Annotated in this window: 20 protein-coding genes; 12 read left to right on the top strand and 8 right to left on the bottom strand. The window is 65.3% G+C overall.

The annotated features are described in order from the left end of the window. On the bottom strand, nt 1-1,254 hold the full coding sequence (gene hisS / locus DEBA_RS04400) for a histidine--tRNA ligase (protein ID WP_013257701.1): 1,254 nt from the start codon (nt 1,252-1,254) through the stop codon (nt 1-3). A 348-nt stretch (nt 1,255-1,602) separates the two neighbouring features. Here hisS and DEBA_RS04395 point away from each other — a divergent pair, with 348 nt between their 5' ends. The 4 genes from DEBA_RS04395 to DEBA_RS04380 all read left to right on the top strand — a co-directional run bounded on the left by DEBA_RS04395 (nt 1,603) and on the right by DEBA_RS04380 (nt 5,334). Beyond that, the gene (locus tag DEBA_RS04395) at nt 1,603-2,823 is read left to right on the top strand and encodes an ammonium transporter (protein WP_013257700.1); all 1,221 of its coding nucleotides are present in this window, start codon (nt 1,603-1,605) and stop codon (nt 2,821-2,823) included. An 18-nt stretch (nt 2,824-2,841) separates the two neighbouring features. Next, nucleotides 2,842-3,225, top strand: a complete 384-nt coding sequence (locus tag DEBA_RS04390) for a P-II family nitrogen regulator (protein ID WP_013257699.1) — start codon at nt 2,842-2,844, stop codon at nt 3,223-3,225. 485 nt (nt 3,226-3,710) lie between these two features. Next, on the top strand, nt 3,711-4,934 hold the full coding sequence (locus DEBA_RS04385; protein WP_013257698.1) for an ammonium transporter: 1,224 nt from the start codon (nt 3,711-3,713) through the stop codon (nt 4,932-4,934). 19 nt (nt 4,935-4,953) lie between these two features. After that, on the top strand, nt 4,954-5,334 hold the full coding sequence (locus DEBA_RS04380; RefSeq protein ID WP_013257697.1) for a P-II family nitrogen regulator: 381 nt from the start codon (nt 4,954-4,956) through the stop codon (nt 5,332-5,334). Nucleotides 5,335-5,419: 85 nt separating this feature from the next. On the opposite strand, the gene DEBA_RS04375 is transcribed toward DEBA_RS04380, so the two are convergent. From DEBA_RS04375 to pcnB, 5 genes are all read right to left on the bottom strand, one after another. Beyond that, nucleotides 5,420-6,445 carry a uroporphyrinogen decarboxylase/cobalamine-independent methonine synthase family protein gene (locus DEBA_RS04375; protein ID WP_013257696.1) on the bottom strand — a complete coding sequence of 342 codons (1,026 nt, stop codon included), beginning with the start codon at nt 6,443-6,445 and terminating at the stop codon, nt 5,420-5,422. A 196-nt stretch (nt 6,446-6,641) separates the two neighbouring features. Beyond that, the gene (locus DEBA_RS04370; RefSeq protein ID WP_013257695.1) at nt 6,642-7,331 is read right to left on the bottom strand and encodes a hypothetical protein; all 690 of its coding nucleotides are present in this window, start codon (nt 7,329-7,331) and stop codon (nt 6,642-6,644) included. A gap of 201 nt (nt 7,332-7,532) precedes the next feature. Continuing rightward, a complete protein-coding gene (cobO, locus tag DEBA_RS04365) occupies nt 7,533-8,045 on the bottom strand; it encodes a cob(I)yrinic acid a,c-diamide adenosyltransferase (protein ID WP_013257694.1) in 513 nt (170 codons plus the stop codon). A gap of 41 nt (nt 8,046-8,086) precedes the next feature. After that, a complete protein-coding gene (locus DEBA_RS04360) occupies nt 8,087-9,145 on the bottom strand; it encodes an ATP-binding protein (RefSeq protein WP_013257693.1) in 1,059 nt (352 codons plus the stop codon). 110 nt (nt 9,146-9,255) lie between these two features. Further along, entirely contained in the window at nt 9,256-10,533 is a 1,278-nt protein-coding gene (gene pcnB, locus DEBA_RS04355; RefSeq protein ID WP_013257692.1) for a polynucleotide adenylyltransferase PcnB, read from the bottom strand. 130 nt (nt 10,534-10,663) lie between these two features. Between pcnB and DEBA_RS04350 the strand changes: the two genes are divergently transcribed. Next, on the top strand, nt 10,664-11,464 hold the full coding sequence (locus DEBA_RS04350) for an inositol monophosphatase family protein (protein ID WP_013257691.1): 801 nt from the start codon (nt 10,664-10,666) through the stop codon (nt 11,462-11,464). 22 nt (nt 11,465-11,486) lie between these two features. Here DEBA_RS04350 and DEBA_RS04345 read toward each other — a convergent pair whose 3' ends face one another. After that, on the bottom strand, nt 11,487-11,705 hold the full coding sequence (locus DEBA_RS04345) for a hypothetical protein (RefSeq protein WP_013257690.1): 219 nt from the start codon (nt 11,703-11,705) through the stop codon (nt 11,487-11,489). Here DEBA_RS04345 and dinB point away from each other — a divergent pair. The 6 genes from dinB (at nt 11,656) to DEBA_RS04315 (ending at nt 20,341) form a co-directional block, all read left to right on the top strand. Beyond that, entirely contained in the window at nt 11,656-12,972 is a 1,317-nt protein-coding gene (dinB, locus tag DEBA_RS04340; protein WP_322785266.1) for a DNA polymerase IV, read from the top strand. The two genes, DEBA_RS04345 and dinB, sit on opposite strands and share 50 nt — an antisense overlap. Before the next feature lie 36 nt (nt 12,973-13,008). Beyond that, entirely contained in the window at nt 13,009-14,370 is a 1,362-nt protein-coding gene (locus DEBA_RS04335) for a glycosyltransferase family protein (protein ID WP_013257688.1), read from the top strand. Between the two features lie 98 nt (nt 14,371-14,468). Further along, on the top strand, nt 14,469-14,750 hold the full coding sequence (locus tag DEBA_RS04330) for a hypothetical protein (protein ID WP_013257687.1): 282 nt from the start codon (nt 14,469-14,471) through the stop codon (nt 14,748-14,750). A gap of 17 nt (nt 14,751-14,767) precedes the next feature. Next, nucleotides 14,768-17,050, top strand: coding sequence for a PAS domain-containing hybrid sensor histidine kinase/response regulator (locus tag DEBA_RS04325; protein WP_148227778.1), 2,283 nt, complete (start codon nt 14,768-14,770; stop codon nt 17,048-17,050). 4 nt (nt 17,051-17,054) lie between these two features. Next, a complete protein-coding gene (locus tag DEBA_RS04320) occupies nt 17,055-18,449 on the top strand; it encodes a sigma-54-dependent transcriptional regulator (RefSeq protein ID WP_013257685.1) in 1,395 nt (464 codons plus the stop codon). Between the two features lie 233 nt (nt 18,450-18,682). Then, nucleotides 18,683-20,341 (top strand): fatty acid--CoA ligase, encoded by a 1,659-nt coding sequence (locus tag DEBA_RS04315; RefSeq protein ID WP_013257684.1) that lies wholly within the window; start codon nt 18,683-18,685, stop codon nt 20,339-20,341. Nucleotides 20,342-20,454: 113 nt separating this feature from the next. Here the strand turns inward: DEBA_RS04315 and DEBA_RS04310 are convergent, their stop codons facing one another. Next, nucleotides 20,455-20,847 carry a NifB/NifX family molybdenum-iron cluster-binding protein gene (locus DEBA_RS04310; protein WP_013257683.1) on the bottom strand — a complete coding sequence of 131 codons (393 nt, stop codon included), beginning with the start codon at nt 20,845-20,847 and terminating at the stop codon, nt 20,455-20,457. 248 nt (nt 20,848-21,095) lie between these two features. Between DEBA_RS04310 and DEBA_RS04305 the strand changes: the two genes are divergently transcribed. Continuing rightward, on the top strand, nt 21,096-21,569 hold the full coding sequence (locus DEBA_RS04305; RefSeq protein ID WP_013257682.1) for a PaaI family thioesterase: 474 nt from the start codon (nt 21,096-21,098) through the stop codon (nt 21,567-21,569). Nucleotides 21,570-21,576 lie beyond the last annotated feature (7 nt).

Here is a 21,576-nt window from a genome sequence, read left to right as displayed (position 1 = left end):
TCAGATCAATTTTCGCAGCGCCTCGAAGGCCCCATCCAGCGGCAACGGCTCCTGCCGGCCCGCGGCGGCCATGTCCTTGAGTTGGGCCACGCCGTCGGCCAGCTCCTGCTCGCCGACGATCAACGCCCGCCGCGCGCCCAGCTTGTCGGCCCGGCGCATCTGGGCCTTGAGGCTCTTGTCCTGGCTCATCATCTCGACGCGCAGGCCGGCCCGGCGCAGTCGTTGCGTCAGCTCGAAGGCCCAGGCCCGCGGCCCCGCCCCCAGGGCGGCCACGAACAACGCGGGCTCGCGCCGCCAGCGGGGATCATCGGCCAGCAACAAGGCCAGGCGCTCCAAGCCGCAGCCAAAGCCCACGCCGCCCTCGGCCGGGCCGCCCAGGGCCTGGATCAGCCCATCGTAACGCCCGCCGCCGGCCACGGCGTTCTGCGCGCCCAGATCGCCGGCCAGGGCCTCGAAGGTGGTGCGGACATAATAATCCAGGCCCCGCACCAATTTCGGGTCAATTTTATATTGTACACCCGCCGCCGCCAACATGCCGCGCACCTGGGCCAAATGATCGGCGCAGGCCGGGCAGAGATGCTCGGCGATGCTCGGCGCGCCCTGGGCGGCCTGGCGGCAGCCCTCGGCCTTGCAGTCCAGCACGCGCAAGGGGTTGCGCTCCAGGCGGCGCTGGCAGTCCGGGCAGAGTTCGCCCGCGCGCCCGCGCAAAAACGCGCTCAGCGCCTGGCGGAAGGCCGGCCGGCACTCGGGGCAGCCCAGCGAGTTGAGCACGATCTCGACGTTTCGCAGGCCAAGCTCCTTGAGCAGATGGTCGAGCATGACCAGCAGCTCGGCGTCGACCAGGGGGCCCTCGTCGCCCAGCACCTCGCAGTTGAGCTGATGAAACTGGCGCAGGCGGCCCTTTTGCGGCCGCTCGCGGCGGAACATCGGGCCGATGGTGAACAAGCGGTGCGGCCCCGGCTGGGCGTGAAGCTTGTTTTCGACATAGGCCCGCAACACCCCGGCCGTGGCCTCGGGCCGCAGGCTGAGCATGTCGCCGCCGCGGTCGGCGAAGGTGTACATCTCTTTTTCGACGATGTCGGTGGTCTCGCCGATGGAGCGCACGAAAAGCTCGGTCTTTTCCAGCACCGGCGTCTTGATCTCGTCGAAGCCGAAGCAATCGAACACCCGGCGCGCCGTGGCCTCGATGAATTGCCACTTGCCCACTTCCGGGGCCATGACGTCCTTCATGCCCCTGACCGCCTGGACGCTCACCGCTTTTCCCTTTCCCGGGCCACAGTTGTCCGGCGGCCCGCCGGTGGAGAAACTAGCGTGTTATACAGGCCCGGCCGGCCCAGGTCAAGGCGGCGTCACCGCGCCGCGCCGCCCAGCGCCACCGCTGCGTAGGTTGACGTCCGACAATCTACAAAAATGTAGTTTTTGCCGCGCGCGCCAAATCACCAATTTTGCCAGACTATAGGATAACACGCTGATATCAAACAACTAAAACCATTGTAGTCTTGCTTGGCACCAGAGTTGCTTTGCCTACGGCAAGCCCCCGGGAACGGCATCAAAACAAGCTGGCACAGCCGCCCCGGATAACAAAGCAGGAGGACGAAACCAATGGAAAACGCCATCAATGCGGGCGACACCGCATGGATCCTGGTCAGCTCGGCCTTGGTGCTGTTGATGACCCCCGCGCTGGGCTTCTTTTATGGAGGCATGGTGCGCAAAAAGAACATCCTCTCCACCCTCAACCTCAGCTTCATCATGGTCGGGTTGATCAGCGTGCAGTGGGTGTTGTTCGGCTACTCCCTGGCCTTCGGCGATGACGTGGGCGGCATGGGCCTGATCGGCGGACTCAACTATCTGGGCTTCAGCGGCGTGACCGGCGCGCCCCTGGCGGGCCAGACCATCCCCCACCTGATCTTCGCCGCCTTCCAGATGATGTTCGCCATCATCACCCCGGCCTTGATCACCGGCGCTTTTGTCGATCGCATCAAGTTCAGCACCTTCCTGGTCTTCAGCCTGATCTGGGCCACCATCGTCTACGACCCGCTGTGCCACTGGGTCTGGGGCGGCGGCGGCTGGATCATGGCCCTGGGCGCGCTGGACTTCGCCGGCGGCACGGTGGTGCATATCGCCGCCGGCTTCAGCGCCCTGGCCTTCGCCCTGGCCATCGGCCCGCGCAAGGGCTACCCCGGCGTGCTCATGGAGCCCCACAACATCCCCTACACCGTGCTGGGCGCGGCCCTGCTGTGGGTGGGCTGGTTCGGCTTCAACGCCGGCAGCGCCCTGGGGGCCAACGGCGCGGCGGCCAACGCCTTTGTCACCACCAACACCGCCGCCGCCGCCGCCGCCCTGGTCTGGATGCTGCTGGCCTGGAAGGACGGCAAGCCCTCGGTGCTGGGCATCGCCACCGGCGCGGTGGTGGGCCTGGTGGCCATCACCCCGGCCGCCGGCTTTGTCACCCCCGGCGCGGCGCTGATCATCGGCGCGGTGGCCGCCCCGGTCAGCTACTACGCCATGCGCCTGCGTCACAAGATCGGCTTCGACGAGTCCCTCGACGTCTGGGCCTGCCACGGCATGGCCGGCACCTGGGGCGCGTTGGCCACGGGCCTGTTCGCCTCGCCCGAGATCGGCGCGGGCACGGGCCTGTTCTACGGCAACCCGGCCCAGCTCTGGATCCAGTTCATCTCGGTGGTGGTGACCATCGGCTACGTCTTCGTGGTCACCTTCGTGCTGTGCAAGATTCTGGGCGCGGTGATGGGCCTGCGGGTCTCCGACAAGGCCGAGGAAGTTGGTCTGGACCTCAGCGAACACGGCGAACGGGCCTATTCGTAGCCAAAGGGAAGGCTTGCCATGCTTAAGAAGATCGAAGCGATCATTCGCGAAGACAAGATAAACGACGTCAAGGACGCCCTGCGCAATCTGGGCATCGTGGGCATGAACACCTTCGAGATCCGCGGCCACGGCCGCCAGGGCGGCATCGAGCTGTCGGGACGCTCGGGCACCTTCCAGGTGGACATGCTGCCCAAGATTCAGGTCAACATCGTGCTCAGCGAAGGCAACGTCGACGAGGTCATCAAGACGATCCTGGGCGCCGCGCGCACCGGCGAGGCCGGCGACGGGCTGATCTTCATCTACCCCGTCGAGGAGGTCGTGCGCATCCGCACCGGCGAACGCGGCCGCGACGCGGTGATGTACCCCGGCGACATCGACGAAAAGAAGGGCAAGAAAAAATAACGCGCCCAAGGCCGTCGCGGCGAACCACTACCACCGCGTAGGAATCGCCGCGACGGCTACAAAACCGTAGACCACCCCGAAACGCATCATTTCTCCTTTCCGTTACAACCCTCTCTCCCTCCCCGTCCCGGCCCCGACCCCCAGCGGTGGCCGGGACACTTTTTGCCACGATAACCACCCGTTGGCCCTGGCCGGCCCTTTTGCCCAGGACGACTCACCCCCGCGCCGCCGGAGCCTCCGCCGCGCCTCGTCAACGCCGCCCAAGAGCCCATCAAGGCCCGCCGCCCCGCCGGCGAAGCTACCGCCCGGTAGGCCCACGGATTGGTGGCTTTTGGCCATCAGCTCGATTTGACAAGGCAATCCAGGCGATGGCACGAAACTGGCTATTTTGCTCCAGCCGTCAGCCCATGGCCCGGCCCCGGCCGCCGCGCCTCGCAAACAAGGCGGCCGGGGTCAACGCATAACTATGCAGGAGGACGACCCAAATGGCCCAAATCAACGCAGGCGACACCGCCTGGCTGATGGTCTGCTGCTCGCTGGTCTTGATGATGACCCCGGCGCTGGCCTTCTTCTATGGCGGCATGGTCCGCAAGAAAAACATCCTCAGCACCCTGACGCTCAGCTATGTTTTCATGGCCCTGATCGGCGTGCAGTGGGTGCTCTATGGCTACAGCCTGGCCTTTGGCCCCGATATCGGCGGGATCATCGGCGGGCTGGAGTATCTGGGCCTGGCCGGCGTGGGCGCGGCCCCCGATCCCAACTACAGCGCCAACGTGCCGGCCCTGCTCTTCGCCGCCTTTCAGATGATGTTCGCCGTGATCACCCCGGCGTTGATCACCGGCGGCTTTGTCGAGCGCATCCGCTTCAAGAGCTTTTTGCTCTTTTCCATCATCTGGTCGACCATCGTCTACGATCCGCTGTGCCACTGGGTCTGGGGCGTGGGCGGCTGGCTGCGCCAGATGGGCGTGCTGGACTTCGCCGGCGGCACGGTGGTGCACATCGCCGCCGGCTTCAGCGCCCTGGCCTTCGCCATGGCCGTGGGCCCGCGCAAGGGCTTTGGCCGCACGCCCATGGAGCCCCACAACATCCCCTACACCGTGCTGGGCACGGGGCTTTTGTGGGTGGGCTGGTTTGGCTTCAACGGCGGCAGCGCCCTGGCCGCCGACGGCGTGGCCGTCCACGCCCTGGTGGCCACCAACACCTCGGGCGCGGCGGCGGCGCTGGTCTGGATGCTGCTGAGCTGGCTGGACGGCCGACCCTCCACCCTGGGCCTGGCCACGGGCATGGTGGTGGGCCTGGCCGCGGTGACGCCGGCCTCGGGTTATGTCACGCCCATGGCCGCCATGTTCATCGGGGCGGTGGCCGCGCCCATCAGCTACTACGCCATCCGCTTCCGGGCGCGGCGCGGACTGGATGAATCCCTCGACGTCTGGGCCTGCCACGGCATGGCCAGCACCTGGGGCATGCTGGCCACGGGCCTTTTCGCCAGCACCACCGTCAATCCCGCCGGGGCCAACGGCCTGTTCCACGGCAACCCGGGCCTTTTCGCCACCCAGCTCTGGGCCGTGGTGGTTACCATGGCCTACGCCTTCGTGGTAACCTATGTGCTAGTGAAGGTGCTGGACTGGAGCATCGGCATGCGGGTCAGCGAGATGGAAGAGGAAGTCGGCCTGGACGTGAGCGCCCACGGCGAACGGGCCTACTCCTAAGCCCAAAGGGAGCGGGAAGATGCTTAAGAAAATCGAAGCGATCATTCGAGAAGACAGGTTCAACGACGTCAAGGAGGCCCTGCGCGGCCTGGGCATCGTGGGCATGAACATGTTCGAGATACGCGGTCACGGCCGCCAGGGCGGCATCGAGCTGGCCGGACGCTCGGGCACCTTTCAGGTGGACATGCTCACCAAGGTCCAGATCAATATCGTGCTCAGCGAGCACAACGTCGACGAGGTCGTCCAAACCATCGTCAACGCCGCGCGCACCGGCGAAACCGGCGACGGGCTGATCTTCATCCATCCCATCGAGGAAGTCGTGCGCATCCGCACCGGCGAGCGCGGCCGCGAGGCGGTGATGTACCCCGGCGACATCGACGAGAAAAAAGGCCAGAAATAACCGGCCCCTTCACCAAACCCAGACGATCACGCCGCCGCCGACCGCCAATTGAACGGCCGGCGGCGGCGGTTTTTTCCCGGCCCGCTCAGGCCAGCTTGAAACGCTCGCGCAGACGCCGCGAAAGCTCGTTGACCACGCCAAAGGCCCGCTCGACGGTCAAGGCGCCGTCGTTGTTGACCAAGCAACATGTGGCCGGCGAGATGAGGCTGCGCGAAAGCATGAAGTCGCGGTCGACGCCCGCGCCGGTCAGGTGGTCCCACACCGAAAGCAGCCGGGCCTCCAGGCTGGGCAGGCTCTCCAGGCTGAAGGGCTCGAAGTTGGTCGGCACCAGGCCCCAACTCAGCACGCCGCCCCGGTCGAGAAAACGCGCGATGCTCTTGGCGTAGGAGCCGAAGATCTCGCCGTTGGTGAACACATCCATGGACAGGATGTCGATGTCCAGGCCCAGCAGAAAGTCCCAGTCCGGGTTGCCGCACAGGTGCACGCCCCGGGGCCGCTCGATGGCGGCGAAAAAGGCCTCCATGTCGGCCTTGGCCTTGACGTCGTCGTAGCCGCTGAGGGCGCTGAAAAGAAATTGCAGGCCCGGCTCGTCGACGTACATGAAGGCGTTGGCGTTTTTGTTTTTCAGGCGGCGCAGTTGCGCATTGACGCGCTGGGACATGATCTCGAACATCAAGGGGCGCACGGTGTCGTCGAAGAGAATCGGCCGGTCGTTTTCGTCCTTGACGTTGAAACCGAAGCTGATGGGCCCCTCCAACTGGCCGCGAATGGCCGGGCGGTCGGAGAGATCCAGGTCCAGGAACTTGTGGTAGACGACAGAGTATCGTGGCGAAATGTCAAAATATTCCGGCCGATCGAAGTTGGCCAGGGCCTGCTCCAGCTCTTCCATGAACTTGGCGCTGTCAAAGCTCAGGCGTTGGTTTTGCATGTCGAGGACAATGCCGGGGAAGTGCTCGGAGGCCTGGACGTACATGTCTTCGTAATAGCTGACGTGGGGCAGTTGGGGCCAAAAGGGGATATCCAGGCTCAGGGCCATTTGCAGGGCGCGGTCGACGTCTTGGTGGGGCATGACGGCCATGGCCGTGGTGAGCAGGTTGCCGGGTATGGGCATGGCGGCCTCCGTGGGCGTGGGCGGTGGAGCGCGGCGGCAGGCGGGCCACGCCGGGTTGTTCATCTAAAATAGTATCCGCCCCGGCGGCGCTGGGGGCGGCTTTTTTTACGAACGCCGGCAAAGGCCGTTTCAGCCGGCCTCGTTGACGCGGAAATCGGCCAGGCCTTCGAACCTGCGCTGGATTTTTTCGGACTTGCTATTTCTTGTTGTCATTTGATGTGGTTGTGAAATCATCCCAGGAGATTTTCGTGCCGTCAGGCATTATGACAACCTGAACAATGTCTCGTTCATTTTGGCATATCCAGGAGACCGTCTTTGGTTTTTTGACATTGGCGTTCTGCTCGGATCTTCCAGCCGCATCATTTTTAAATATTCCCGGCAACGCCGTAAGAACCACCGTCGCGCGAAATTTAAGCACGGCCTTTTTTGCGAAAAGCTCGGGGCGTGGCTGGTGGATTTGTATGTTGGGTAAAAACTTCAAGTCCTCGCCGAAAGCCATCTGCCGCCCAATTTGCTGAGCCCAAGCGCGCACATCGGCCTCGCCGGCAAGGTAGGCATCCTTGCATTCCATAACCACGTCGCCGTCGTGCAAAAACTCCACGTCTACTTTTTTGGGCAATGAGGCCAACCAGTCACGCGCGGTCTCGATGTAGCCGATATATAAGGCGGTCAGGAACGTCGCAAAAGTAACTACGTGTTCAATCACGTTTAAAATTGGCTCATCGCCGGCAACCAACGATCTGTCAGCGTAATTTTTAAATAGCGTCACATACAAATACCACAAGATGAGCCCCATCAACACCAGAAGCACGGGGCAGTATCTTTTCCCGCCAAAGCAGATAATTGCCCCTTGCTTCCCGAGCCACGACAATTCCCTGCTTTCCACGCCAACCTCCCCCAATTTTCCATTCCCAAGACAATAAGGATTCCCAGCCGAGACGCACTGCAAAAAAATGAAACGTGCATGCATCGATTGCGCAGCAATCGATGCATGAGCTTTTCTTTTTGGAGGGGGGTGCGGGGGGAACCTTTTTCTTTTGGCACAAAAGAAAAAGGTTCCCCCCGCGACTTATCCCGCCCTTCCCTCTTAGAACTCGACGCCTTTGGCGGCTTTGACGCCGGCGTTGAAGGCGTGTTTACGTGGGAGCATTTCGGTGATGGTGTCGGCGAGTTGGTCGAGGGGTTTATGGAGGCCGCGTCCGGTGAGGATGACGTTCATTTTGGGCGGCCTATTTTGGATGGCCTGGGCGATGGTTTGGGGATCGAGGAGGCCATAGCCGATGACGTAGTTGATTTCGTCGAGGACGACGAGGCCGATCGTGGGGTCTTGGAGGGCGTTGGCGGCTTCTCGCCAGCCTTCGAGGGCCAGTTGGCGATCTTCGTCCCAGGATTCCTTGGTCCAGCTGAAGCCTTTGCCCAGGCGATGGATGGCGGCGCCGAGTCGTTCGAGCATGGCCACTTCGCCGGAGTCGATCTGGCCTTTCATGAACTGGAAGACGACCACGCGTTGGCCGTGGCCCAGGGCCCTGAGGGCGGTGCCGATGGCGGCGGTGGTTTTGCCTTTTCCTTCGCCGGTGTTGATGAGGACTCTACCCGCCATGGCTTCCCCCTTTGTTTGCGCGTGGGCGGTTTGGTGATGTTTTACATCAAACCGCGGGCTTTTAACATATTGATGCTGGTCTCGACGATATTTGCCGGCAGGGGGGTGATGATATCGTCGGGCCGGCGGACCAGTTTGAGGGCTTCGCTGGGGCAGGTGGTGACGCAGAGTCCGCAGCCGATGCAGCGGTCCATGTTGAGGATCATGGCGTCGTCGCCGGGGGAGAAGACGTCCATTTGGCAGCGATCCTCGCAGAGGCCGCACATGACGCAGGCTTCGGCGTCGTAGGCCACTTCGAAGGAGCTGGCGGCGATTTCGCGGGGTTTGGGGTGACGTTTCATGGCCAGGAGCACGCCGCAACAGTCGCCGCAACAGCAGCAGATGTTGTCGCTTTTCTGGGCGGCGCCGGGTTGCAGGACGAGGCCGGCCTTGTCGGCGATTTTGAGCACTTCGAGGGCTTCGTCCTGGGTGATCTCGCGGCCCAGGCCGTTTTGAATGTAGTAGTAGGCGCCGGTGCCGAAGGAGAGGCAGACTTCCTCGGGCTTGTCGCAGTGGTGTCCGACGAGCTTGTGTTCGCGGCGGCAGATGCAGGGGGCCAGGGCGATTTTCTTTTGGGAGCGGATCATTTCCTCGGCTTGTTCGTAGGCCATGACGGCGTTGCCGGCGGCGACGCTGGCGCCGATGGGGATGACGCGCAGTTGGGGCGCTTTTTTCCAGACCTCCATGTCGAAGAGGTTTGGCATGTAGGCCTGCATGTCGCGGACGAATTCCTCGTCGAGGCGATTGAGCTGGTATTCCCAGATGCCCACCACGTATTGGGCGGCCATGTAGAGGGGCGGCCGGCCTTTCATTTCGACGCTGAAGAGCAGGCCTTGGCGGGCCATTTCGTGGAGGCGGGCGCTGGCCTCGGCCTCGTCGAGGCCGGCGCGCTGGGCGATGGCGGCGGCGGGCTCGGGCATGAGCTGGGTGTGCAGGGCCAGTTCGGCCTGCTCGGGGCTGAAGAGCTTTTTGAGGATGCGCAGTTCCACGCCGCTTTCGGTGGCGGGAAAGCCGCCGGGCAGTTTGTCGAGATGCTCTTGCAATTTGCGATAGATATCCATCGTCCACTCCAGTGAACAGGTTTTTGGTATGGGCAAACTTTAGCACAAGGGCGCGAGGGGCCAAAACGGAAATGAACGATCGTTCGTTTTTTGCGTGGGAGTGGTTGGTCCTAGGCGGCCTGTGAACCGTTGCCGCCGGGGCGTTTACGACGGCGGCGGGGCCGGCGGCGTTTGGCGCGGGCCTGTTGGGGGGCGTCGTTTTCGTCGCCGGGCTCCAGGCGCAGGCCGATGACGGTGGCCAGATCCTGAGCCATGGGGAAGTAGCCTTTTTCGGTAACGCGCTTGGGCAGGCGCTGGCCGGGCTCGGCAAAGCGGGGGAAGCTCATGACGGCGGCCAGTTGACAGGCCCGTTCGATGACGCGTTTGGCAAAGGCCACCGGCGCGGTCAGCTCGGGCAGGGCGTCGCGGACAAAGCCGATCCACTGTCCGCGGCCGGCGCGGCCTTCCTCGAAGGGCTGGCTGGCGGCCAGGGCCTCCAGGGCCGGCCACAAAAAGGCGCAGACGATCACGGCGTCGTCTGGCGGCGCGCCGGCGGCGACGGCCTGATCGATGGCGGCCAGGTTGCATGCGGCCTGGGCCCGGGCGTGGCTGTCGGGTTGGCCGTAATATTTTTCCAGGCCCGGCAGCAGGCTGTAGAGGATTTTGGTCTGGTGGGCCAGCTCCAGCCAAGGCGCGGCCGCGCCGCCGGCCAGATCGCGCATGAGCTCGTCGCGGATGCGGCTGGAGGGGCAGACGGCCAGCTCACAACGGAAGTCCTCGACGGCCTGGCGGGTTTCGCTGGTGAGTTGAAAGCCGGTGCGGGCGGCGTGGCGCACGGCGCGCATGACCCGCACGGGATCACGGTGAAAACGAATCTTGGGGTCGCCGACGGCGCGGATCAGGCCGGCCTTGAGATCGTCCATGCCGCCGACATAGTCGACGATGCTGAAATCGGCGATATTATAGAACATGGCGTTGATGGTCAGGTCGCGGCGCAGGGCGTCCTCGGCGGGGCTGCCAAAGGTGTTGTTGGCCTGGAGCACCAAGTCTTCGTCGGGGTCGGAGGCTCGGCGGAAGGTGCTGACCTCGACGATCTTGTTGCGCTGAAAAAAGACCTGGACCAGGCGGAAGCGCCGGCCGATGACGCGGCTGTTGCGAAAGAGGTTGCGCACCTGGCCGGGCCGGGCGTCGGTGCCGACGTCGAAGTCTTTTGGTTTTTTGCCCAGCAGCAGATCGCGCACGCCGCCGCCGACCAAATAGGCGGTGAAGCCGGCGCGGTGCAGGCGGTAGAGCACCTTCAGCGCGTCGGGGTCGATGTTGTCGCGGCTGATGGCGTGCTCGGGCCTGGGCACGATGCGCGGTTCGGGCAAGGGGTAGTTTTCTGGCTGTTGATCTGCTTGCGTGCTCACTTGCGCTTCCGGCCGCCTCGTCCTAGCGGCCAGGCGACGATGGTTTCATTTTTGTTCTTTTATAGCATAAGATTCCGAAAACATGTTCAATATATTGCCCATGGAGGCCAATTATAAGGAAGGTGCGATCATGCGGGAGCAACTGTTGGAAACGGCCGTGGCTGCGGCGCGGGCCGGGGCCCGGCTGCTGCGCGAGCGCTGGTCGGCGCCGCGCACGATCAGCCGCAAGGAGCGTTACGATTTCGTCACCGACGCCGATCTGGCCAGCCAACGGGCGGTGCTGGCGGTGATCGAGGAACGTCACCCCGACCACGCCATCCTGGCCGAGGAAGAGCGGGGCGACCCGGCCACGGCGGCGCGGACGCCGGGCGTGTTGTGGGTGGTCGATCCGCTGGACGGCACGACCAACTTCATCCACGGCTTTCCCATGGCCGCGGTGAGCGTGGCGGCGGTGGCGGGCGGGCGACCCCTGGCCGGGGCGATCATCGACGTGGTCCACGGCGAGGAGTTCAAGGCGGCGCGGGGCCTGGGGGCCTTCGTGGACGACCGGCCGATGAGGGTGGCCGACATCGAAGATCGCTCGCAGTGCCTGCTGCTGACGGGCTTTCCCTTCCGCGATCGCGGCCGGCTGGATCCATACCTGGAGCTGTTCAAGGAGCTGTTCGGCCAATCTTCGGGCGTGCGGCGGGCGGGATCGGCGGCGCTGGATTTGGCCTACGTGGCCGCCGGGCGGGCCCAGGGTTTTTGGGAGATGGGCCTCAAGCCCTGGGACGTGGCCGCGGGGATCGTGCTGGTGGAGGAGGCCGGCGGCGTGGTCAGCGATTTCGCCGGCGGCGGCGAAGCCCTGTGGCGAGGCGATGTCGTGGCCGCCGCGCCGGGCGTCCACGGCTGGATGCAACAAGCGTGCGAGCGATATTTTCCGCTGGGTTGAGCTGGCGCCGAGGGGGATGGGGCTAGCCGCTGCCGCCCCAGATGTCTTCCCATCCTGGTGAACAGAGGTCGAGCTCCTCGATCCTGGTGTCCTGCCTGGTTTTGCGGTAAAAACAATAATCGCAGGTGAACTGGGGCCACATGTTGGCCGCCGCGATATCCAGGCAGAAAACATAATGGGGGCATTGCACGTTGCGGCCCCCCGCCAGGTTGCGGGGGTTGGCGTCCTTTGGCTGGGACAACGCTGCTCTCCTGTTACAAGCACGCTTGGCCGAACCCATAGCACGTTTTAAAAAAAAGGGCAATAGCGCTACGAATTTCACAGCCACCCCATCCAGGCTGATCGCCCACGTGGACATGGACGCCTTTTACGCGGCGGTGGAGGCCATGGACCAGCCCGAGTTGGCCGGCCTGCCGCTGGTGGTGGGCGGCCTGGGCCCGCGTTCGGTGGTCTCGGCGGCCTCCTACGAGGCGCGAGCCTTTGGCGTGCGTTCAGCCATGCCCATGGGCCAGGCCCTGCGCCTGTGCCCCACGGCGGCGGTGCGGCCGGTGCGCATGGCCCGCTACCGCCAGGTCAGCGGCCAGGTGATGGACGCGCTGGCGGCCTTTTCGCCGCTGGTCGAGCAGATCTCGGTGGACGAAGCCTTCATCGACCTCAGCGGCTGCCGGCGCTTGTGGGGGCCGCCGCGTCAGGCCGGCCTGGCCATCAAGGCGGCGGTGAGCCGAGCCTGCGGGCTGAGCTGTTCGGTGGGCCTGGCCCCGGCGCGCTTTCTGGCCAAGATCGCCAGCGAGCGCGACAAGCCCGACGGCCTGACGGTGGTCGAGGATCTGGAAGGCTTTTTGCGGACGATCCAACTGCGCGAGGTCTCGGGCGTGGGCAAAAAGGCCCAGGAGCGCCTGGCGGCCCTGGGCCTCAAACGCCTGGTGGATCTGCGCCCCCTGCGGCCGGAGTTGCTGGAGCGCCTGTTCGGCTCGGGCGGGGCGCGCATGGCCCGCCTGGCCTGGGGCGACGACCCCACGCCCATCGAACCCCGCCGGCCGGTCAAGAGCCTCAGCCACGAACTGACCCTGGACCGCGACACCGCCGACCGCGAGCTGCTGGCGGCCCTGCTGCTGGACCTGGGTCACAAGGTGGCCCGCCGCCTGCGCGACAAGGGCCTGGCCGGCCAGAGCCTGACGCTCAAGCTCAAAACCAGCGACATGGCCATCGTCACCCGCTCCACCGCCCTGGGCGCCCCCACCAACGACGGCGGCCGCATCGTGGCCACGGCGCGGGGCCTGTTGGCGGCCTACCAGGGGCGCGGGCCCTTCCGGCTGATCGGCGTGGGTCTGGGCCGCCTGGCCCCGGCCGGGGCGGGCCAGGGCGAGCTTTTCGACGCCGGCCGTCAAAAGGCCCTGGCCAGGGCCGAGGACGAGGTGCGCCGCCGTTTTGGCGAGCGGGCCATCCAGCGCGCCGCCCAGACGCCCAGCCTGGACCACGACGAAAAACTGGTGCATAATGACGAATAACCCCGCCATTTTCGTCCACCCGGTCCAGGAGGGTCCATGCCCAGTTTCGCCCAGACCCACTCTCGCGTAACCACCTACTATCTGCTGGAAGAATCGCGCGATCTGCGCCAGAGTCTGCTCAAAGCCGCCCGCTGGAAAAAAACCGTGCTCATCGTGCCGGCCCTGGCCAGCGAGTTCACCCACCCCGAAAACCGGCCGGTGTTTGTCAACATCGTCAGCGAACTGGCCAGCGCCAACTACCTGGCCCACGTCATCTTCGGCCTGGACCAGGCCAGCGAGCAGGACGTCCGCGAGCTGACGGGCATACTCAAAAAAGCCGGCCTGCAAAACTATGTCTTGCAGTGGAACGACGGCGAGGCCTTCGCCTCGGTCTATCACGAGATGCAGGAAAACGGCTTCAATCTCGACCAGCGCGGCAAGGGCCGCAACGTCTTCATGGGCTTCGGCGTGGCCATGGCCCTGGGCGCGACCACCGTGGGGCTGCTGGACGCCGATATCCGCACCTTCAAGCGTCGCCAGCTCGACCGGCTGTTTTTTCCGTGTCTGGTGCACAACTACCCGTTCGCCAAGGCCTTCTACGCCCGCTGGAACGAGCAGCGCCTCTTTGGCCGGGTCAAGCGCCTGCTACTGGACCCGCTGCTTCTGGCCCTCAAGCGCAAGTTCAGCGACAGCTCCGAGGACAAGATGCTGCGGCTGGTCGATTTCCTGCTCAGCTTCGACTATCAGCTCTCGGGCGAGGTGGTCTTCGACGCCTGGATGCTCAAAAAAATGCGTTACGCCCTGGATTGGGGCGTGGAGATTTTCACGCTCATCGAGGTCTTCCGCAAGGCGGCCCAGGTGGCCCAGGTCGAGTTCACCCGCCATGGTTTCGATCACAAGCACCAGCGGGTCAGCACCGCCGACCCCTCCGGCGGGCTGCACCGCATGAGCCTGGACATCATCAACACCCTGCTGCACGCCCTGATCGTCGAGGAGGGCCTGGAGGTGGGCGAGGAGTTTTTCCGCGACCTGGCCCTGACCTACCAGTCCATCGCCGAGGACATCATCAAAAAATACTCCGACAACGCCGAGTTCAACCAGATCAACTACGACCGAGACGCCGAGGAGCGCATGGTCAACCAGGTCTTGGCCGGGGCCATCGTCCAGGCCGCCGACCGTCTGACCGCCCCGGCTCATCTGGCCGAAAAAATGCTGCGCCTGACAGCCAGCCACCCGGAATTCAAGCCTTTTATCGACGCCGGCCTGCAACAGACGATCCTGGCCGTCGAGGAAAAGATCCGCGACCAGAGCCTGGATCTGCGCTACCTGCCCTCGTGGGAGCGCATCCTCTGGAAAATGCCCGAGGTCAGCGGTTTGATCGTCGACGCCGTTGAAGCCGACAAGGCCCGCTTTCGCTAGACGGGCCTTTTGCGATAGAATGCCCCGGCAAACCAAACGCCGACAACGCCGCGACCGGGGCCGTGGGGCCCGGGCCGCGCCATACGCGAGGAAAAGCCGTGGCCGAAACCATCGACGAAATCACCATAGCCTACGAAGAAGACGGCGAAGTGCTCATCGAGGAACTGGAAAAGATCGTCCTCAGCCGGGGGGCCTGGACGACGATCCTGTTCCGCTTCCGCGAAAAAGACCGCAAGACCGGCCAGTTCGGCCCGCCCAAGGCCGGCCTGCGCCGCTACCAGAAATACAACGGCGCCTTCCGCAAAAAAGACGCCATCAACATCAGCGACAAGATGGCCCCGGCCCTGGTCGAGCAACTGCGGGCCTGGTTCGAGCTGTGAGCCGGGCCGGCGCGCCCGTGACCGAGCAGTGGGACGAGGGGCTTTTTCGCCGCCTGTTCCAGGAGGCGGCCCTGGGCATGGCCCTGGTCGACGTCTCCGGGCGCTACCTGCTGGCCAACGACCATTGCCTGCGCCTGCTGGGCTATTCCCAGCAGGAGCTGCGCGGGCTGACCTTTCGCGAGTTGACCCACCGCGACGACCTGGCGGCCAGCGAACGCTACTACCAGCGCCTGCTGGCCGGCCGCCAGAGCTTCGTGCAGGTGGAAAAACGCTACATCAAACGCGACGGCGGCTTTGTCTGGCTGCTGGTCAAAAACACCATGCTGCGCGACCGCCGGGGCGACCCCCAGTACATCCTCACCTTTTTGCAGGACATCACCCAGCAGAAGCTGGCCGAGGAGGCCCTCACCGAATCCGAGCAACGCTATCGCACCATCTTCGAGACCGCCGGCACGGCCATGGTCATCTACCGCCAGGACACGACGATCACCCTGGCCAACAGCGAATTTTGCAAGCTCTGCGGCTGCGCCAAGGAAGACACCGAGGGCAAGCGCAGTTGGACCGAATTCATCGCGCCCAACGACGTCGAGCGCATGCTGGGTTACCACCGCGTCCGTCGCCAGCGGCCAGACGTCACCCCGCGCAGCTACGAGGCGGCGGTCATCGACAACTCGGGCCGACCCCACGACGTGATCATCACCGTGGGGCCCATCCCCGAGAGCAACCTCACCGTGGCCTCGCTTTTGGACATCGCCGGGCTGAAAAAGGCCGAGGAGGAGCGGGCCCTTTTGGCCACGGCCATCGAGCAGGCCGCCGAGGGCCTGATGATCACCGACAACGACTCGGTGATCCAATACATCAACCCGGCCTTCGAACGCATGAGCGGCTTTGACGCCGCCGAGCTGATCGGCAAGAGCATCCGCCAACTGGGCCGCGACGAGCTGGGCATGGGCCCGCCCAAGGAAATGTGGCGGGTGCTGGCCAAGGGCGGCGCGTGGTCGGGGCGCTACGCCAACGTGCGCAAGGACGGCCGAACCATCGAGGTCGAGACCACCGTCAGCCCCGTGCGCGCCGCCGGCGGCCAGGGCGTCACCAACTACCTGGCCCAGCAACGCGACCGCACCAAGGAGGCCCAGCTCGAACGCCAGCTGCGCCAATCGCAAAAAATGGAGGCCATCGGCACCCTGGCCGGCGGCATCGCCCACGATTTCAACAACATCCTGGCCTCGATCATCGGCTACGCCGAGATAGCCCTGCACGACTACCTGGGCCCCGAGCATCAGGCCGGCCGCCTGCTTGGCCAGGTGATCAAGGCCTGCGGCCGGGCCCGCGACCTGGCCGACCAGATCCTCACCTTCAGCCGCCAGACCGAACGCCAGTTGGCCCCGGTGGCGCTGGAGGCGGTGGTGGACGAGGCCCTCAAGCTGCTGCGGGCGTCGCTGCCGGCCAACATCGTCATCGAGCGGCAAAGCGACGGCTCGGGCGGCCTGGTCGTCGCCGACTCGACCCAACTGCACCAGGTGATCCTCAACCTGGGGGCCAACGCCGCCCACGCCATGGGCCCCAAGGGCGGGACGCTGGGCGTGAGGCTGGCCCGGGTGGAGCTGGACGCCGAACAGGCCGCGCGCCTGGGCGGCCTGGTGGCCGGCGAGCACATGGAGCTTTGCCTCAGCGACAGCGGCACGGGCATGGACGAGGCCACCATCGAGCGCATCTTCGAACCATACTTCACCACCAAGGGCCCCGGCGGCGGCACGGGCCTGGGCCTGGCCCTGGTCCACGGCATCGTCACCGGCCTGGGCGGGGCGGTGCGGGTGGAGAGCGCCCTGGGCCAAGGCTCGCGGTTTTTCGTTTATCTGCCCCTGGCCCAGGGCCACGCCGCCGGCCAGGCCGCCGAGGACGGCCCGGCCCCCCGTGGCCGTGAGCGCCTGATGCTCGTCGACGACGAGGCCCCGGTGGCGGCCATGGCCGCCGAGATGCTGGGCAACCTGGGCTATGACGTGCGCGCCCATACCGACAGCCGCCAGGCGGCCCAGACCATCGCCGCCGGCCAGGTCGATTTCGATCTGCTGATCACCGACCAGACCATGCCCGGCCTTTCGGGCCTGGACCTGGCCCGGCTGGTCAAGGCCCTGCGGCCCGAGACGCCGGTGCTGATCTGCTCGGGCTACGCCGATTTTCGCGGCGGCGAGGAGGAATCGGCAGAGGCCGCCCGCCTCTGTCGGCTGCTGCGCAAGCCCCTGACCAGGCTGGAGCTGGCCAGGGCCGTGCGCCAAGCCCTGGACCGGCGGGAGGCTTGAACCCGTGGCCCACGTGCTGATCATCGACGACGACCAGATGTTTTGCGAAATGCTGGCCCACAAGGTGGAGCTGTTGGGCCACCAGGCGGCCTTCGCCCACAGCCTGGCCCAGGGCCTGGCGTTGTGCCAGGCCGGCGGCTACGACGTGATTTACCTGGACGTGCGCATGCCCGACGGCAACGGCCTGGAGTGGCTGGGGCGCATCCAGGCCAGCCCCGGCCGGCCCGAGGTGATCATCATGACCGGGGCCGGCGACCCCGACGGCGCGGAGTTGGCCATCAAGAGCGGGGCCTGGGATTACGTCAAAAAACCCTCCTCGATGCAGGCCACCACCCTGCCCCTGGCCCGGGCCCTGCAATATCGCCAGGAAAAGGCCGCCGCCGGCCAGCGCCGGGCCCTGCGCCTGGAGGGCATCGTCGGCGCGGACCCGGCCTTCGCCGCCTGCCTGGACAAGCTGGCCCAGGCCGCCGGCAGCGAGGCCGCCGTGCTCATCTGCGGCGAAACCGGCACGGGCAAGGAGCTATTCGCCCGGGCCATCCACGAAAACTCGGCCCGCCACGGCGGTTCGTTCGTGGTGGTCGACTGCTCGGTGCTGCCGCAAAACCTGGTGGAGTCGATCCTCTTCGGCCACGAAAAGGGCGCCTTCACCGGGGCCTCGGAGGCCCGGCGGGGGCTGATCGCCCAGGCCAACGGCGGCACGCTGTTTCTGGACGAAGTGGGCGAGCTTTCGCCGGCGCTGCAACGCTCTTTTTTGCGGGTGCTGCAAGAGCGGCGCTTCCGGCCGCTGGGCGCGGCCCGCGAGTCTTCCAGCGATTTCCGGCTGCTGGCGGCCACCAACCGCGACCTGGAGGCCATGGCCGCCGGCGGGGCCTTCCGCGAGGACTTGCTGTTCCGGCTGCGCACGCTGGTCATCGACCTGCCGCCCCTGCGGCGGCGCGGCAAGGATATCGCAAGCCTGGTCAGCCATCACCTGGAGCTGTTGTGCCGGCGCTACGGCCAGGGGGCCAAGGGCTTTTCGCCCGAGTTCATGGCGGCCCTGACCGCCCACGCTTGGCCCGGCAACGTGCGCGAGCTGGTCAGCGCCCTGGAGCAGGCCCTGGCCGCGGCCGGGCCGGCCCCCACCCTGCACGTCCATCATCTGCCGCAAAAACTGCGCATAGCCCTGGCCCGGGCTTCGGCCCACCCGCTGGAGGCCGCGCCGCGCCAACCCGAGGAGCCGGCCCAGGCCATGGGGCTGCCGCCGCTCAAGCAGTATCGTCAGGCCATGGACCGTCAATATCTGCAAGAGCTGCTGCGCGTTTGCCAGGGCGACATGGGCCGGGCGGTGGCGGTTTCGGGGCTGTCGCGTTCGCGGCTCTACGCGCTCTTGAAGCAGCTTGGCCTGGCGCGCCAGGACTGATCGTCTCGTTTTCAAGAAATATCCCACAAACAAGACGCCTTTTGTCCTATTTTTAAGAATAGGCCCGTCGCCGCGCATGCGCCGCGCCGCGCGCTGTTGATCAATCAGCCAATATTGCGGGCGTTTTCGGCCGGCAAAGCGATGGTTGGCCGCTGGCACGCATCTTGTAAACGATGTTTATCGTCGAAATCACGGTCTCGGTTCCCACATCAAATCATCGGAGCGGACAAAAGATGACCCTGCAAACTCGCCAGATCGAAAAATCGCCCAACGCCTATGGCTATCCCCTGTTGCTCAAAAACATCCTGCGCACGCCCTTGATCTACAGCCCGGACCAGGAGATCGTCTACCGCGACAAAAAACGCATGACCTACCGCGACCTGGCCGCCCGCATCAGCCAGTTGGGCTCGGGCCTGCTGGCCATGGGCGTCAAGCCCGGCGACGTCATCGGCATCATGGACTGGGACTCCGACCGCTACCTGGCCTCCTACTTCGCCGTGCCGGGCATTGGCGCGGTGATGCACACCATCAACGTGCGCCTTTCGCCCGAGCAGGTGCTGTGGACGATGAACCACGCCGAGGACGCGGTGGTCTTTGTCCACGAAGACTTCATTCCCATCGTCGAAGCCATCAAGGATCAGGCCAAGACGGTCAAAAAATGGATTCTGATCAAGGAAACCGACGCGCCGGTCAAATCCAGCGTGGCCTTCGACTGCGAGTTCGAGGAGATCCTGGCCAAGGGCGCGGCCGACTACGAGTTCCCCGACTTCGACGAAAACACCATGGCCACGCTCTTTTACACCACCGGCACCACCGGCGATCCCAAGGGCGTCTACTTCAGCCACCGTCAGCTCATGCTGCACACCCTGGCCATGTCGGTGGCCACCGGCGCCTTCGCCGGCAACGGCCGCATCCACTCCGACGACGTCTACATGCCCATCACCCCCATGTTCCACGTCCACGCCTGGGGCGTGCCCTACGTGGCCACGATGCTTGGCATCAAGCAGGTCTATCCCGGTCGCTACGAGCCCGAGATGCTGCTTAAGCTGCTGATCAGCGAAAAAGTGACCTTCAGCCACTGCGTGCCGACGATTCTGCACATGCTGGTCTCCAGCCCGGTGGCCAAGAAGGTCGATCTGCGCGGCTGGAAGGTGATCATCGGCGGCTCGGCCCTGCCGCGGGGCCTGGCCAAGGCGGCCATGGAGCTGGGCATCGACATCTACACCGGCTATGGCATGAGCGAGACCTGCCCGCTGCTGACCCTCTCGGCCCTCAGCCCCGACATGCTCTCCCTTGACACCGAGGCCCAGCTCGATTTCCGCACCAAGACCGGCCGCGCCGTGCCCCTGGTCGACATCCGCATCGTCGACCCCATGATGAAAGACACGCCCAAGGACAACCAGACCGCCGGCGAGATCGTCGTGCGCGCGCCCTGGCTGACCCAGGGTTATTACAAAAATCCCGACAAGGGCAAGGAACTCTGGGAGGGCGGCTACCTGCACACCGGCGACGTGGCCGTCATCGACGACAAGGGCTGGATCCGCATCACCGACCGCATCAAAGACGTGATCAAAACCGGCGGCGAGTGGATCAGCTCGCTGGAACTGGAAAGCCTGATCAGCCAGACCCCGGGAGTCAGCGAAGTGGCCGTGGTCGGCGTGCCCCACGAAAAATGGGGTGAGCGGCCCGTGGCCATGGTCGTGGCCCTGCCCGAGACCAGCGGCGAGGCCCTGCCCGAGGCCATCAAGAATCATCTGGCCAAGTTCGTCGACGACGGCACCATCAGCAAGTGGGCCATCCCCGAGCAGATCAACGTGGTGGCGGCCATCCCCAAGACCTCCGTCGGCAAGATCGACAAAAAGGTCATCCGCGCCGAGTTGGCCAAAAAATAAGCCGGCCGCCGGCCCTGACGCGAGCGCCCCCGGCCAGACCCGGCCGGGGGCCAAAAATCCGGCCCGAGGGCGACAAAGCCCCCGGGCCGGATGATCATCGGGCGAGTCAGAGCTTAGTGGTCGTGGCCGCCGCAGCCGCCCTCGCCGCCGCCGCAGACCTGGGCCGGGCCGAATTTGGGCGCGGCCCCGCTGGCCAGCAGCTCCACGGCCAGGTTCACCGTGGGCGCGCCGCCCATGAAGTAGACATCGATGCCCACCTGCTGGAAGCCCATCAGCGGGCGCGCGCCCATGCCGCCCGAGAGCAGCACGTCGACGCCGGCGTTTTTCAGCGTCATCACCGGGGCCATGCAACCACCCTGCACGTGGCCCTGGTTGAAGAGCACCTCCACCGCGCCGATCTGGCCGTTGTCATACTCCAAAATGGTGAAGGCGTCGCAGTGGCCAAAGTGGGCGCTGGTCTGGGCCTCGAGCCCGCCGGGGGCCATGCTGGGAACGGCTACTTTCATCGCTATAAACCTCCGTTGGCGTCGCCGCGGCGACGGTTGTTTTGTGCATTCGCTCAAAACATACGACCGGCCGCCAGCACTGTCAAGGCCGCCGCGCAAAAAAAGCAAAACCCCGGCGTTATCCGGGCCATGCCGCCGGCCACGAATGGTTTGACAACGCCGTCTGGCTTGGTTTAATCATCAAAGCACAAGCTCACACATGGCCGCGCCAAGGCATGGCCGGCCCGACAACCTCACGGGAGGACAACGTGTCCGCGCCGCGCGCCCTCAACCCCCAGTGGATCGCCGCCGTCCTGGCTGGCGTCAACCCTTGCCCTTATTTCCAGTTGCAATCGATGCGCCTGGAGGATCTGGCCTGGGGCCGGGCCGAGTTGCGCATCGATTTGGCGCGCAAGCATTTGCAGCCCTTTGGCGTGGCGCACGGCGGGGTGGTGGCCAGCATCATCGACGCGGCCTGTTTCTGGGCCTGTTTCAGCCAGGCCCCCGTGGGCAAAGGCATGACCACCGTCGATATAAAGCTCAATTACTTGGCCCCGGCGGTGGATGGCGCGCTTTTGGCCAGCGGCCGCTGCCTCAAGCTGGGCCGTGGCCTGGGCCTGGGCGAGGCCAGCGTGCGCGACCGGACCGGCCGCCTGTTGGCCCAGGGTCTTTCCACGGTGATGCTGGTGGACAATCTCGCCTTGCCGGGCCAGGAGGATTGGCCGGCCAAATTCTTGGGTTGAAACGCCG

The organism is Desulfarculus baarsii DSM 2075 (assembly GCF_000143965.1).
In the GTDB taxonomy this organism is placed as follows: Bacteria; Desulfobacterota; Desulfarculia; order Desulfarculales; family Desulfarculaceae; genus Desulfarculus; species Desulfarculus baarsii.
The sequence above is the reverse complement of the archived record's forward strand: the minus strand, read 5'-3'. Positions and strand labels throughout refer to the sequence as shown.